The organism is Luteimonas panaciterrae (genome assembly GCF_020511115.1).
In the GTDB taxonomy this organism is placed as follows: Bacteria; Pseudomonadota; Gammaproteobacteria; order Xanthomonadales; family Xanthomonadaceae; genus Luteimonas; species Luteimonas panaciterrae.
The window spans coordinates 183,493-197,409 of sequence record NZ_JAJAVH010000004.1 but is presented as its reverse complement, the minus strand read 5'-3'; the positions used below and the strand labels follow the sequence as shown (position 1 = coordinate 197,409).

Annotated in this window: 15 protein-coding genes; 7 read left to right on the top strand and 8 right to left on the bottom strand. The window is 64.3% G+C overall.

Going from position 1 to position 13,917, the window contains the following annotated elements; genetic code table 11:
* Nucleotides 1-37 precede the first annotated feature (37 nt).
* Nucleotides 38-979, top strand: coding sequence for a mechanosensitive ion channel family protein (locus tag LG367_RS05770; protein ID WP_226468277.1), 942 nt, complete (start codon nt 38-40; stop codon nt 977-979).
* On the opposite strand, the gene orn is transcribed toward LG367_RS05770, so the two are convergent.
* Nucleotides 934-1,506, bottom strand: a complete 573-nt coding sequence (gene orn, locus LG367_RS05765; RefSeq protein ID WP_425490925.1) for an oligoribonuclease — start codon at nt 1,504-1,506, stop codon at nt 934-936. The two genes, LG367_RS05770 and orn, sit on opposite strands and share 46 nt — an antisense overlap.
* A gap of 59 nt (nt 1,507-1,565) precedes the next feature.
* Here orn and LG367_RS05760 point away from each other — a divergent pair, with 59 nt between their 5' ends.
* Both LG367_RS05760 and LG367_RS05755 read left to right on the top strand, forming a co-directional pair.
* Entirely contained in the window at nt 1,566-2,093 is a 528-nt protein-coding gene (locus LG367_RS05760; RefSeq protein ID WP_226468275.1) for a DUF2721 domain-containing protein, read from the top strand.
* A 72-nt stretch (nt 2,094-2,165) separates the two neighbouring features.
* On the top strand, nt 2,166-3,221 hold the full coding sequence (locus LG367_RS05755; protein ID WP_226468274.1) for a saccharopine dehydrogenase family protein: 1,056 nt from the start codon (nt 2,166-2,168) through the stop codon (nt 3,219-3,221).
* A gap of 22 nt (nt 3,222-3,243) precedes the next feature.
* On the opposite strand, the gene tadA is transcribed toward LG367_RS05755, so the two are convergent.
* Both tadA and mntR read right to left on the bottom strand, forming a co-directional pair.
* Nucleotides 3,244-3,759, bottom strand: a complete 516-nt coding sequence (gene tadA, locus LG367_RS05750) for a tRNA adenosine(34) deaminase TadA (protein WP_343225833.1) — start codon at nt 3,757-3,759, stop codon at nt 3,244-3,246.
* Complete coding sequence (gene mntR, locus LG367_RS05745; RefSeq protein ID WP_226468273.1) at nt 3,756-4,229, bottom strand: manganese-binding transcriptional regulator MntR; 474 nt, start codon at nt 4,227-4,229, stop codon at nt 3,756-3,758. Before mntR ends, tadA begins: the two co-directional genes overlap by 4 nt.
* A 173-nt stretch (nt 4,230-4,402) precedes the next feature.
* Between mntR and LG367_RS05740 the strand changes: the two genes are divergently transcribed.
* Nucleotides 4,403-5,755, top strand: a complete 1,353-nt coding sequence (locus tag LG367_RS05740; RefSeq protein WP_226468272.1) for an Nramp family divalent metal transporter — start codon at nt 4,403-4,405, stop codon at nt 5,753-5,755.
* 38 nt (nt 5,756-5,793) lie between these two features.
* Here the strand turns inward: LG367_RS05740 and LG367_RS05735 are convergent, their stop codons facing one another.
* Nucleotides 5,794-6,699 carry a LysR family transcriptional regulator gene (locus tag LG367_RS05735; RefSeq protein ID WP_226468271.1) on the bottom strand — a complete coding sequence of 302 codons (906 nt, stop codon included), beginning with the start codon at nt 6,697-6,699 and terminating at the stop codon, nt 5,794-5,796.
* Nucleotides 6,700-6,822: 123 nt separating this feature from the next.
* On the opposite strand from LG367_RS05735, the gene LG367_RS05730 reads away from it, so the two are divergent.
* Nucleotides 6,823-7,833, top strand: a complete 1,011-nt coding sequence (locus LG367_RS05730) for a zinc-dependent alcohol dehydrogenase family protein (RefSeq protein WP_226468270.1) — start codon at nt 6,823-6,825, stop codon at nt 7,831-7,833.
* Entirely contained in the window at nt 7,820-8,662 is an 843-nt protein-coding gene (locus LG367_RS05725) for an NAD(P)H-dependent oxidoreductase (RefSeq protein ID WP_226468269.1), read from the top strand. The genes LG367_RS05730 and LG367_RS05725 overlap by 14 nt, the downstream gene beginning before the upstream one ends.
* Here LG367_RS05725 and LG367_RS05720 read toward each other — a convergent pair.
* Nucleotides 8,659-11,007: a xanthine dehydrogenase family protein molybdopterin-binding subunit gene (locus tag LG367_RS05720; RefSeq protein WP_226468268.1), complete on the bottom strand. Its 2,349-nt coding sequence runs from the start codon at nt 11,005-11,007 to the stop codon at nt 8,659-8,661. The two genes, LG367_RS05725 and LG367_RS05720, sit on opposite strands and share 4 nt — an antisense overlap.
* The gene (locus tag LG367_RS05715) at nt 11,004-11,465 is read right to left on the bottom strand and encodes a (2Fe-2S)-binding protein (protein ID WP_226468267.1); all 462 of its coding nucleotides are present in this window, start codon (nt 11,463-11,465) and stop codon (nt 11,004-11,006) included. Before LG367_RS05715 ends, LG367_RS05720 begins: the two co-directional genes overlap by 4 nt.
* A gap of 223 nt (nt 11,466-11,688) precedes the next feature.
* Here LG367_RS05715 and LG367_RS05710 point away from each other — a divergent pair, with 223 nt between their 5' ends.
* Entirely contained in the window at nt 11,689-12,444 is a 756-nt protein-coding gene (locus tag LG367_RS05710) for a sulfite exporter TauE/SafE family protein (protein ID WP_226468266.1), read from the top strand.
* Between the two features lie 11 nt (nt 12,445-12,455).
* Here the strand turns inward: LG367_RS05710 and LG367_RS05705 are convergent, their stop codons facing one another.
* Both LG367_RS05705 and LG367_RS05700 read right to left on the bottom strand, forming a co-directional pair.
* On the bottom strand, nt 12,456-12,968 hold the full coding sequence (locus LG367_RS05705) for a DUF1993 domain-containing protein (RefSeq protein WP_226468265.1): 513 nt from the start codon (nt 12,966-12,968) through the stop codon (nt 12,456-12,458).
* Nucleotides 12,969-13,376: 408 nt separating this feature from the next.
* On the bottom strand, nt 13,377-13,766 hold the full coding sequence (locus LG367_RS05700; protein WP_226468264.1) for a glutaredoxin family protein: 390 nt from the start codon (nt 13,764-13,766) through the stop codon (nt 13,377-13,379).
* Between the last annotated feature and the right edge of the window lie 151 nt (nt 13,767-13,917).

The window sequence follows — 13,917 nt, the reverse complement described above, 5'->3', positions numbered from 1 at the left end:
TGCGGGGCGTTTCATTTCATCGACACCTGACAGGAGCATGAACACCTGGTTCGATAATCTAGGCGGCAATCACTGGTCCAGCATCGCCATTGCCATCGGCATCCGCCTCGCGGGAGCCGCGCTGCTTCTGCTGATCGGCTTCCGCATCGCCAAATGGCTGACCAAGCTGACGGAAAGGATGCTGCTGCGCACGAGCATCGAATTCACGGCGGTGCAATTCCTGCGCAAGGTCGTGTATATCCTGCTGCTGATCGTGCTGACGTTGACCGTGCTGCAGATCGTCGGCGTTCCAATGACCTCGATGATCGCGGTGCTCGGCGCCGCCGGCCTTGCGATCGGGCTCGCACTGAAGGACTCGCTCTCGAATATCGCCTCCGGCGTGATGCTGGTGACGCTGAAACCGTTCCGCGTCGGCGACATCGTCGAGATCGCCGGTGCTTCCGGCCAGGTAGAGGCCATCAGCATCTTCCAGACGCGACTGCGCGGCGCGGACAACCAGACCATCGTGCTGCCGAACAGCCAGGTCACCAATGATTCGATCGTCAATCTCACGCCGGATGTCAAACGCCGCATCGAACTGGTGGTCGGCATCGGATACGACGACGACATCGACCTGGCGCGCGATACCGCCATGCAAGTGATGCAGACGGAACCGCGCATTCTCGCCGAGCCCGCCGCCGACGTGCTCGTCTACGCGCTAGACGACAACAGCGTCAACCTGGGCATCCGCTGTCACGTATCGAACGCGGATTTCTTCAACACCAAGTGCGATCTGATCGAGCGGGTCAAGAAAGCCTTCGACGATGCCGGCATCCGCATCCCCTACCCGCAGCGCGACGTGCACATGTACCACCACGCCATCGGCGGTGCGAAAGCCGGCCCGATGTCGACACCCAGCGTGCTGCTGCCCGGCGCGGCCGGACGAGGCTCCACTCAAGCCATCGAGGACGTGGCGAAACGCCCCATGAAGGCGCGATAGTGGCGCAGTTCCTTGATCGAATCGCGGACGTCGCTGAGCGCGGTGTGCGCTGAGTCCTTGTGCAAGCCGGCCAGCACTTCCGGGGCCCAGCGGCGTGCCAGTTCCTTGATCGTGCTGACATCGAGGTTGCGGTAGTGGAAGTGTTTCTCCAGCGATGGCATCTGCCGATGCAGGAAGCGGCGGTCCTGGCAGATCGAATTGCCGCACATCGGCGAGTGTCCGTGCCCCACCCACTGCTGCAGGAACGTCAGCGTGCGCGCCTCCGCCTCGGCCATGGGCACGCCCTCCTCCAGAACCCGCCGCCACAGGCCCGATTTGCCATGTTGGTGACGGTTCCACTCGTCCATCGCCTCGAGCGCGGACAGCGGATGGGCGATGGCGAACTCCGGGCCTTCGGCGAGCACCTTCAACTCGGAGTCCGTGACGATGGTGGCGATTTCGAGGATGGAATCGCGGTCGGTGTCGAGCCCGGTCATTTCCAGGTCGATCCAGATCAGTCGTCCCTCACTTTCGAAATTCACTGCCATGACTCGTCGCGGTTGTCGGAGCGCGGCATCATAGCGCAGCCCCGCCCCGTGCAGCCGCCATGCCGAGTTCCGCCCTCGCCCACTACGATGTCCTGACCGCGATGCTCGCGCCCGCGTTCTTCCTGACCGCGACCGCGTCCCTGCTGACCTCCGCCAACAACCGCCTGGCCCGGATCAACGACCGCCTGCGCGTGGTGCTGAAGGAGCTGGAAGACACCTCCGATCAGGAATACCGCGACGTGCTGGAGCGGCGCATCACCATCCAGCGACGACGCAGCGTGCTGATCCTGCGCGGCGGTCAATGCCTGTATGGCGCGATCAGCTGCTTCGTCGGCACCAGCCTGAGCCTGGCCGCGGATGCCTTCCTCGGTTATCGCATCGGCCTGCTGCCGACGGTGCTGGCTGCGCTCGGCGTCCTGGCGATGTTCGCCGCCAGCCTCTACCTGGCGCGCGAGGCACGGCTGGCGGTGGCCACTATCAACGAGGAGATGGATCACCGCCACGCGATCGCGCGCATGCGCAAGCGCGAGCAGGCGGCGGATAAGGCGGCCGAGCGCAAGGAGCAGCACGCTTCGGACGATCGCTAAAGATTCCGACAGCGGCATCGGTGGCGCCCTGGCCTACTGCTCGTGTCCAACCAGCACACGAGTGGAGATCTCATGACGCAACACATCCCGCCAACAATTCAAGCCGGCAAGCAGAAAATCCCGGTCTTCGGCGCCGCGGGCCACACCGGCCGCTTCGTGGTGGCGGAACTGTCCCGGCACGGCTGGATTCCTGTGCTCTGCGGCCGCGACATCGACAAGCTTGAAGCGGTCGCGCGCGCGCATCCCGAAGCGGAAGTGCGCCTCGCCTCGGTGGAAGATCCCGCCTCGCTCGACCGCGCCTGTTCCGACGCCAGCCTGATCATCAATTGCGCCGGTCCTTTTATCGACACGGCGGCACCCATCATAGAAGCGGCGTTGCGCAACGGCATCCATTATCTCGATGTCGCAGCCGAACAGAGCGTCGCGCTTGCCGCATTCGAACGGTTCAACGATGCGGCGACACGCGCCGGCATCCTGATCATGCCGTCGATGGCCTTCTACGGCGGCTTGAGCGATCTGCTGGCCACGGCCGCCATGCGGGACTGGGACACGGCGGACGAGATCACCATCGCCACCGCGCTCGACAGCTGGCATCCGACGCACGGGTCGCGACTGACCGGGGAACGCAATCCCGCACCCCGTTTCGTCATCTCCGGCGGCCGACACGAAGTCCTTCCCGATCCTCGGCCTACTCGCACATGGCGATTCTCGTCGCGATTCGGAACGCAGGACATGATCGCCTTCCCGCTGTCGGAGATCGTCAACATCTCACGGCATCTGAAAGCGCCGGAGGTGCATGCGTTCCTCAATACGAAGCCATGGGACGACATCCACGATCCGGACACGCCAGCGCCGGTGCCCGCGGACGAGAGCGGAAAATCCTCCCAGGCCTTTCTCATGGAAGCGATGATTCGCAAGGGCGATGAAACGCGGCATGCGGCGGCGTGGGGACGTGACATCTACGCGATCACGGCGCCACTACTCGTGGAAGCGGTCGAGCGCATCCTCGATGGTCGCTGCCGCTTGACCGGCACCGTATCCGCCGGTGAAGCCTTCGATGCCGTGGATTTCCTGCGGGCGCTCTCGCCGCAACATCTCTCTTTCGAGATTGCCACGGATCGGTCGTAACAAGCCGCGTCAGACCGCCGAATCAACCATCGCCGAGCGGCTGTTTGCCCCGTTTGCGGCGAAAGTAATTGGTCAGGCGAACGCCTGCCTCTTCTGCCAATACACCACCTTGCACCTGCACGCGATGGTTATGACGCGGGTCGGCCAACAGATCGAAAACACTGCCCGCGGCGCCGGTCTTCGGATCGGCCGCGGCATAGACCACACGCGCCAACCGCGCATGCACCATCGCCATCGCACACATCGCACACGGCTCGAGCGTGACGTAGAGCGTGCAGCCGATCAGGCGATGATTGCCGAGCCGGCGGCCGGCGGCGCGCATCGCCACGATCTCCGCGTGCGCGGTGGGATCGTGGTCGCCGATGTTACGATTCCAGCCTTCGCCGACGATTTCGCCGGCCGCGTCGATCAGCACTGCGCCGACAGGAATCTCGTCGTCCTCGCGCTCCGCGCGTTCGGCCAGCGCCAGCGCGTGGCGCATCCGGCGCACGTCCTCCGACAAGGCCGCCTCTTCCGGTTCTGCGACGGGAGACTTCACCGCTTGTCCTGCGATCGCTTCACGAAATCCGCGAACACCGCGAGCGTCGCCTCGCTGACGTGATGCTCGATGCCCTCGGCATCGCGTCGCGCGGTGTCGGCGTCGACGCCGAGCGCGAGCAGGAAATGCTCCACCGTGCGATGACGTTCGCGGCTTTCGGCGGCCAGACGCTCGCCGGCCTCGGTGAGGAAGATGCCGCGATACGGGCGCTGCTGCGCCAGTCCGCTCTTCACTAGCCGTTTGAGCATCTTCGCCACGGTCGGCTGCGCCACGCCCAGTCGCGCGGCGATGTCGACCTGGCGCGCCTCGCCGCCGTCGGTGATCAGATCGGAGATCAGCTCGACGTAGTCCTCGATCAGTTCCGAACGATGCGCCTCGCGCACGTGGCGGAACGTCTCGGCATGGACCTCGGCATCGACGAGCGTCGGGCCGTCGGCCGCGGGCGGGTGTTTGGAGGCGCGATTGGCCATCCGTCAATTTCCTCTGTGCGTGCCGCGGCTCGTTCACGGCTCGGCCGGTTATTTTCCCCCGAAAACGTGAAAAATACTGCTCGATTCATTTTTACCGCCTTTGCTTTATAGATTAGCACTTGCTATATTACGAGCCATCCGGCGACCCCGATCCCTTAAATTCCCCCCAGCGCATGGCCGAACGCCTGCCCTATCCGAACCCCAGCCCGGCCTGGCGACAGACCGAGGAGCCGGCCACGCCCAGTCTGGGCTCGATGAACGCCAGCGTCGCCGTGTCCCATTCCAGCCTCTGGTGGCGGCGCCTGTTCGCCTTCCTCGGCCCCGGCTACATGGTGTCGGTGGGCTACATGGACCCAGGCAACTGGGCCACCGACCTCAGCGGCGGTTCGAAATTCGGCTACACCCTGCTCTCGGTGATCCTGCTGTCGAACCTGATGGCGATCGTGCTGCAGGCGCTGGCCGCGCGCCTGGGCATCGCCACCGGACGCGATCTCGCCCAGGCCTGCCGCGACCACTATTCGAAGCCGGTGAATTTCCTGCTCTGGCTGGCCTGCGAGGCGGCGATCATCGCCTGCGATCTGGCCGAGGTGATCGGTACCGCGATCGCGCTCAATCTGTTGTTCGGCATCCCGCTCACCGCCGGCGCGGTGATCACGGCGATCGACGTGTTCCTGATCCTGTACCTGATGAAACGCGGCTTCCGCACGCTGGAAGCCTTCGTGATCGCGCTGTTGCTGGTGATCTTCGCCTGCTTCGCCATCCAGATGCTGCTGGCGCAGCCGCCGATTCGCGATGTGCTGGGCGGCTTCGTGCCGCAGGCGAAGGTGGTGACCGATCCGGCCGCGTTGTATCTCGCGATCGGCATCATCGGCGCGACGGTGATGCCGCACAATCTGTATCTGCATTCCTCGATCGTGCAGACGCGCGCCTATCCGCGCACCGAGGAAGGCCGCCGCTCTGCGCTGCGCTGGGCGGTGACCGACAGCACGATCGCGCTGATGCTGGCGTTGTTCGTCAACGCCTCGATCCTGATCATGGCGGCGTCGGTGTTCCACGCGAACGGCCGCACCGACGTGCAGGAAATCGAACAGGCCTACCAACTGCTGTCGCCGATGCTCGGCGTCGGCATCGCCTCCACGCTATTCGCGATCGCCCTGCTCGCTTCCGGCGCCAACTCCACGATCACGGCGACGCTGGCCGGGCAGATCGTGATGGAAGGCTTCCTGCGCCTGCGCATGCCCGACTGGGCGCGCCGGCTGGTAACGCGTGGCATCGCCATCGTGCCGGTGGTGATCGTCACCGCGCTGTACGGCGAGCAAGGCACGGCCAAGCTGCTGGTGTTCAGTCAGGTGCTGCTGTCGATGCAGCTGCCGTTCGCGGTGATTCCGCTGGTGCGCTTCGTGTCCGACAAGACCAAGATGGGGGCGCTGGTCACGCCGCGCTGGCTGTCGCGGATCGCCTGGGCGATCGCGCTGCTCATCGTTGGCCTCAACCTCAAGCTGCTTTACGACACTTTCGCCGGCTGAGTCGGGGAAATCAGGCGGCGCGCGTTGCTAGATGCGGATCACTGCATCACTTCCGGCAATGAATCCAACAAGGCATCCACGGCGACGCGGATGCGTGGCGACGTCCCGACTTCGCGCAGCCACACGGCGTGACAGTCGAACAGCATGCCGGGCTGCTGATCCAGCACGCGCACGAGCCGCCCGCTGCGCACGCCCTCATGGATCAGCCAACACGGCAGCCACGCGATGCCATGTCCCGCCATCGCGGCATTGACGATCGCCTCCAGGTCATCGAAACGCAGGCGCGAACGCGGTTCGACCTCGCGCACTTCGCCGGAGGATTGCGGAAACAGCCAGCTACGCACGCGTTTGGACGGCCGTGCGTAGACCACAGCCTCGTGTCGCTCCAGATCATCGAGGCTGGAAGGCGCGCCATGTCGCGCCAAGTAGTCGGGAGAAGCGCATAGCGTCATCCGCTGCCGCACCAATCGCCGCGCAATCAGATCGCCGCTGTCGCCAAGCGGTCCGTTGCGGATGGCGAGATCGAATCCATCCGCGGCCAGATCCACCACCCGATCACTGAAAGAGATGTCGAGCTGCAAACCAGGATGCGCGCGCGCCATCTCCAGCAGCACGGGCGCGACGCAGATGCGCCCGAACAGCACCGGCACGCTCACCCGCAATCGCCCGCTCACTTCCTTGCGACCCGATTCCAGTTGCGCCTGGCCAGCCTTGATCTCTTCGATCGCGCGCCGGCAGCTCGCATAGAACAACTGTCCCTGTTCGGTCAGCAGTTGCTTCCGCGTGGTGCGGTGGAACAGGCGTGTGCCCAGCCGCTTCTCGAGCCGAGCGACGGTCTTGGCCACGGCCGAACGCGTCAGCACCAGTCGCTCCGCCGCTGCCGAGAAGCTGCCTGCCTCCGCCGCTTCCACGAACACATCGATGCCGGCGATCCGATCGTTCATCTTATTGGCGCTTATTTGGAATCAATCATCGGATTCTAATTCATCACTGGGGATTTTATTTCTCTTTACGATGATCTTCTCGCGGATCACCGCTCCCAAGTTGAGCCCCCCATAACTTCCCTGATGCGCCGCTGGTCGTTCGACGCCATTGGCAGAGAGCACCTGCGGCTCGAAAACGTTCCCGTTCCCGAACCTCGCCCAGGCGAGGTCCTGGTCAAAGTCTCGGCCGTATCGCTGAATTACCGCGACAAGATGGTGATCGAATCCGGCGCCGGGCTGCCCCTGCAATTTCCCTTCATCCCGGCCTCCGATATGGTCGGCCGGGTCGTCTCCACTGGCGCCGGCACCTCGCGCTTCGCCGAGGGCGATCGCGTCATCGCCAATTTCATTCCGCACTGGATCGATGGGCCTTCGATTTCCACGCAGCGCGCGTACCACGCGACCCTGGGCGGCGTCCTCCCCGGCGTGCTGTCCGAATATCTCGCGCTGCCCGAAGACTGGCTGGTGCACGCACCGGCCAGCCTCGACGATGGCGAAGCGAGCACCCTGCCCATCGCCGCGCTGACCGCCTGGTACGCCCTCGTCGAACTTGGCGGCCTCAAGCCTGGCCAGACCGTGCTGGTGCAAGGCACCGGCGGCGTGGCCTTGTTCGGATTGCAGATCGCCCATGCGCTCGGCGCCGAAGTGTTCGTGACGTCGGGCAGCGACGACAAGCTGCAACGCGCGCTGCAACTCGGTGCCCATCACGGGATCAAGCGCGACGAGGACTGGGTGGAAGCCGTGCACGGGCTCACCGATGGGCGCGGCATCGACCATATCCTCGAGATCGCTGGCGGATCGCATCTCGGCCGTTCGTTGGAAGCCGTGGCCGGGTCGGGACGCATCTCGGTGATCGGCGTCCTGGAAGGATTCGAAGTTTCCGGCCCCGTCGCTCCGTTGCTGCTCAAGCTCGTCACCGTGCAGGGCATCGGCGTTGGTCACCGGCGTGCATTGGAGGATCTGGTCCGTGCAGTCGATCATCTAAAACTGAAGCCCGTGATCGATTCGCGTCATGCCTTCGACGCCTTGCCCGCCGCGCTCGACGCGCTGGATCGTGGTCCGTTCGGCAAGGTGGTCATCGATGTCGCCGGCTGATCGTTCCGATGCTTCGCAAGAGCGTCCACGCCGCGTCCTGATCGTCCATGCACACCCGGAACCGGCGTCGCTCAACGGCACGCTCAAGACGTTCATGGAGCAGCATTTGCGCGAGACCGGACATGAAGTGCAGACGTCGGACCTTTACGCGATGGGCTGGAAGTCCGCGCTCGACGCCGGCGACTTCATGGATCGCGATCCCGACGCCCGCTTGGACATCGTCGTCGACTCGCGCCACGCGTTCGACACCGGAACGCAGACGCCCGACGTTGTCGCCGAGCAGGAAAAATTGCGATGGGCCGACGCGTTGATCCTGCAATTCCCGTTATGGTGGTTCACCATGCCGGCGATCCTCAAGGGCTGGGTCGATCGCGTGTTCGCCAATGGATTCGCCTATGGTGTCGGCGAGCATTCGGACGAACGCTGGGGCGATCGCTACGGCGAAGGCGTCTTCGTCGGCAAGCGCGCGATGCTCTCGGTGACCGCCGGCGGCTGGGACACGCATTACGGCCCGCGCGGCATCAACGGACCGATCGAGGATCTGCTCTTTCCGATCAACCACGGCATCCTGCATTACCCGGGATTCGAGGTGTTGCCGCCGTTCGTCGTCTATCGTCCGAACAAGCTCGATACGGCTGGCCACGCGCGCATCCGCGCGCGGCTCGCCGAACGCCTGGACGGCCTGTGGACGCAGCCGCCCATCGCCTATCGCATGCAGAACGGCGGCGCGTACGACATCCCGGCGCTCACGCTCAAGCCCGGACTGGAACGTCCGGGCTCGAACGGCTTCGCGATGCACATCGCGGAGGAATCCTCCGACCAGGCTTAGGCCGCGTTCGCCTTCACCGCCGCTGTGAGCTGGTCACGCACCGGCAACGCACGGATGCGCGTGCCGGTGGCGGCGAAGATCGCATCGGTCAACGCCGGCGCCACCGGCGGCAAACCGGGTTCTCCGACACCGCCGAGCGGTTTCTCGAAATCGTTCGGCGCGACCATGTGCACACGGATCTCGCGCGGCGCCTCGTTCATGCGCAGCACTTCGAACTCGTGGAAGTTGGTCTGCTGCGCGGCGCCGTCCTTGAAGCTGATCTCGCCGTGCAATGCCAGGCCCAGCCCCATGATCACGGAGCCCTCCATCTGCGAACGCACGCGCTCGGGATTGACCTGCGGCCCGCAGTCGACCGCGATATCGACGCGCGGAATCGTCAGCGTGCCGTCGTCGCCGATCTCGACCTCGCACACCACCGCCGTGTAGGTGACGAAGCTGTAGTGCGCGGCGATGCCGAGACCGCGTCCCTTGGGGAGCTTGCGGCCCCACCCCGCCTCCTTCGCCACGGTTTCGATTACGCGACGCCAGCGGCCGGTGTCGACCGGATACAACGCGGGGTCCTCACCATAGTTGCGCACGTCGACCAGCGCCTTCGGTTCGAACTTGCGGTCGGGACCGAGCAATTCGAGCAGGAAATCCTTGTGGTCGCGTCCCGCGGCATGCGCGAGTTCGGCGACGAAGCTCTGGATGCCGAAGGCATGTGGAATGTTGTAGACCGAACGGAACCAGCCGATGCGCGTATGCGCCTTCGCCTCCGCCGTTTCGAGGCGGATGTTCGGAATCGCGAACGGCAGATCGAGGATGCCGTGGCTGAGGAAGGATGGCGACAGGTGCAGCGGATCTGGCCCGAAGGTCGAAGCGATCGCCGGCGACGCGGTGCGGTGCAGCCAACTGGTCACCTTGCCGGATGCGTCGAGGCCTGCTTCGAAATGCTCGGCGGAGACGGCGTGGAAGTAATCGTTGACGATGTCGTCCTCGCGCGTCCAGGTCAGCTTGACCGGCTTGCCGACCGCTTTCGACAGCAGCGCCGCTTCGACGATGAAATCCGGCTTGGACTTGCGGCCGAAACCGCCGCCGAGCAAGGTCACGTTGACGGTGACGTTCTCCAATGCGATGCCGAGTGCCTTGGCAACCTCTTCACGCGTCGCCTGCGGAGCCTGCGTACAAGCCCAGACTTCGCAACGATCGCCATCGACACGCGCGACCGCCGCCGGCGGTTCCATCGGCGCATGCGCAAGATGCGGAACGTAGTAATCGGCGGTGAAACGCTTGGCCGCGCTCGCCAGCGCCTTGTCGGCATCGCCTTCGGTGCGCACAGCCTTGCCCGGTTGCTTGCACGCGGCTTCGATGCGGGCGCGATAGGCGAGCGAGTCGTAATCCGCATTCGGCCCGCGCGTCCATTCGATCTTCAATTGCTGGCGTGCCTGGATCGCGCTCCACGTGTTGTCGGCGACCACCGCGACGCCGCCCAGCGGCTGGTAACCGGAGGGGATCGGCGTTGCATTCAGCGGCAGGATCTTGACCACGCCCGCGACCTTTTCCGCGTCGCCGGCATCGAATGACGCGACCTTGTCTCCGTACGTGCGCGGACGCGCGACCACGGCGTAGAGCATGCCGTCCAGCCGCGTGTCGATGCCGTAGTTGGCGCGCCCGCTGACGATATCGGCGCCGTCGATCAGATGGGTCTTGCCCTTGCCGATGTAGCGGAACTCCGACGGCGATTTCAAACGCAGCGTGTCGGACTTCGGCACCGGGAGCGCGGCCGCCTTGCCGGCGAGTTCGCCGAATCCGAGCTTGCGCCCGGATTTTGCGTGGACGACTTCGTGCACGCCGGCCTTCACTTCGCTGGCGTCCACGCCCCAGGCCGTCGCGGCGGCGGTTTCCAGCATCGTGCGCGCGGCGGCGCCCGCGCGACGCCAGGCGGCAAAGCCTTGTCGCAGGCTGCGTGAGCCGTCGGTGTCCTGGTTGCCGTATCGCACTTCGTCGCCCGACGCTTGTTTCACCTTCACCCGCGACCAGTCCGCGCCGAGTTCGTCGGCGATCGCCATCACCACGCTGGTGCGCACGCCCTGGCCCATTTCCGAGCGGATGCAGACGATGTTGACCGTGCCGTCCTGCGCGATCTCGATGAAGAGGTTCGGATCGTCCCGCAATCCGTTTTCCATCGCCTCTCCGCCGTATTTCTTGGGCGGTGTCGCATCCTGGGCATGCGCCAGCGGAATTCCGCCGACCGCGAGCAGCAAGCTGCCGGCGCCAAAGCCCAGCACGAACGCGCGCCTGCTTTCGTTGAGAATCTTCTCGTTGTGCGGCGCCATCTCGTCGCCGTTGCTCCCGATGCGCTTCATGCCGCACCTCCCTGCCCCGCGGCCAGCTTGATGGCGGCGCGGATGCGTGTGTACGTGCCGCAGCGGCAGATGTTGCCGGCCATGGCGCCGTCGATGTCGGCATCGCTGGGATTCGGATTGGTCTTCAGCAGCGAAGCCGCTTGCATGATCTGGCCCGGCTGGCAGTAGCCGCATTGCGCGACGTCGAGTTCCTGCCAGGCTTTCTGCAACGGATGACTGACATCCGGTGACAGGCCTTCGATCGTCGTCACCTGCTTGCCTTCGGCCGCCGCCACCGGCGTGACGCAGCCGCGCATGGCGACACCGTCGAGGTGGATGGTGCAAGCGCCGCACAGCGACATGCCGCATCCGAATTTGGTCCCCGTGTATCCCAGCCTGTCGCGCAGGTACCACAGCAGCGGCATGTTGGGATCGCCTTCGTAATGCTGTTCCTGTCCATTGACGGTCAGAGTGATCATGATTCACCTTGCGAGTTGGCTGGGTGGGCGATTCGCCCGACTATAGCGCAAGCATGTAGCGCGCTATGCGAATCGCCGTCGCGTTCACGGGCACATCAACCAAAGTAGAAGTCTGCGCGCATGACTTCCGGCCTATGCATCGATCGCTGGAAGGACACAGTGTTCAGCCAAACATACGATGTCGCTGGACTACGGCGATGAAATGCCTTACTAGCCTTTCCGCATGGATGCGTTCGTACTCTTGTTCTTCGCCGGCTTGACTGCGGGCGCCATGAATGCCCTCGCCGGCGGCGGTTCGTTCGTCAGCCTTCCTGCATTGATCGCGGCGGGCGTTCCGTCGGTGCAAGCGAACGCATCCAGCACCGTCGCGCTGTACCCCGGTGGAATCGCCAGTGCCTGGGCATATCGGGATGGCTTGGGACCGGTAGGCGCGGCCTCCTTGCGTTCCTTGCTGGTGGTGACGCTCGCCGGCGGCGTGATCGGCGCACTTCTGCTGTTGTGGACACCGTCGAAAACGTTCGACTTCGTGCTGCCATGGCTGCTGCTCTTGGCGTTCCTGGCGCTCAGCCTCGGCAACCGGCTGGGTGAATGGCTGCGTCGCCGCTGGCATGTCCCGGCCTGGGCAATGCTGGCCATCCAGTTCGGCTTGGGTGTTTACGGCGGCTATTTCGGCGGCGCCGTCGGCATCATGATGATGGCCGCCTGGGGATTGCTGGACGGGCGCGATCTGAAGAGCTTGAACGCACCGCGCACTCTCATGGTCAGCGCAGCCAACACGATGGCGGTGCTGATCTTCGTCGCCGCTCGCGCCGTCCACTGGCCGGAGACGATCATCATGCTGATCGCCGCGGCGATCGGTGGCTATGGCGGCGCACTGATCGGCCGCCGCCTGCCCGCGCGCTTCGTGCGCGCCGGAACATTGCTGTTGACGGCGTGCATCACCGTCGCGTTTTTCATGCGAGCTTATGTGAGCGGCTAACAGCCTGTCTCTCAGCCCTGGATCGTGCCCAGATAATCCAGCTTCCCGAGCGGCACACCCTTGTGGCGTAGCAGGCCGTAGGCGGTCGTCAGATGGAAGTAGAAATTCGGCAACAGGAAACCGCGGACGTAATCGCGGGCGGTGAACTGCAATTCCCGCGAACCAGAACGGAAACGGATCTCACGATCGTCGCCACCCTCGATCCGATCCGACGGGACGCTGCGCAGATAGTCGATCGTCTTGGCGATTCGCGTCTGCAATTCGTCCAGCGTGGCTTCGTTGTCCGGGAAGCTCGGCGATTCACTTTGTGACAGGCGTGCGGCACCGAACTTCGCCGTATCGCTGGCGCGCTGCACCTGGCCGGCCAAGGACAACATGTCGGGGGCCAGGCGCGCCTGGACCAGTTCTGCGGGATCGATCCCAGCCTCGCGCGCGTGCGCGGCGCCCTTGTCGATCTGTCGTGAGAGATTCTCGAGCCCGCGCACGAGCGCGGGAACGGAGACATCGTAGAGCGAAAGCGTCATCGGCAAATCCGGTGCAAGGTTCTTGGACCACAAGATAAGAATCTTAGCCCGTCTCCCGATTGCCGTTACGAAAGAGGGGCGATGGCCGCCCCTCCATGACGCACGAGCCTCAGCACTCTGGACTGCAGATCGCCCAACAGAACGAATCCGGATCCTCAGGATCACAGTTGCTGCAACATGGACGCGCGAACGCCGTGAAACTGATGCCCAGCCCAAGGGCGAACGCACAACCTGCCAACAACAACCTGACACGGCGATTCTTCGTTTTCATCAGCTTATCTCCTTGAATCGTGCAACCATGACAGTCCAGCAATTCCCTAGCCGGGCCATCCCCGATGCCGGAATAGCCGATGCCATTCCGTGCGCTGGCCGCATCTCCTTTCGCGACCGACATGCGAGTGTCTCGAGTCACTTCTGTCGGATCAATGCAAGCGAATCACGGATCGCTTTCTCACGAAAGCCAGTGATGCGGCGATCGCCGATGAACAACTGCGGCACTCCTCCACCCCCTAGAGCTTCGAACTGCTTGTCGGCATCCGGCGATTGATCGATGACAAAGTCCCGATAGTCCACGCCTTCGCGCTTGAACAGCTCGCGTGCCTTGCGGCAGTAAGGACATTCGGAAGTCGAGAACATCACCACGGGTTTTCCCGTCTGGCGATAGAGCGCCTGGTAATTCCCCGTCACGAACTCCGGGGGCGGGAACCAGCGGTCATAGGTGGCGCGCAAATGAGGGCCGGCCCAGAGTCCCGCAGCGAGGCACGCCGCGACCAGAACAAGATTGACGAGAATTTTCATGGCCCTCCTTGCCTCCGGAACGGAGATCCCGCCGAGTCCATATGCCGTCCGTGAGACGGCGCCATGCATCCATCTCGATCCTAGCGCGGACAAATGGGACGTCTAGACGCACTGCAACATCGGCGCCACCATGTGATGCACGTCATTTCAT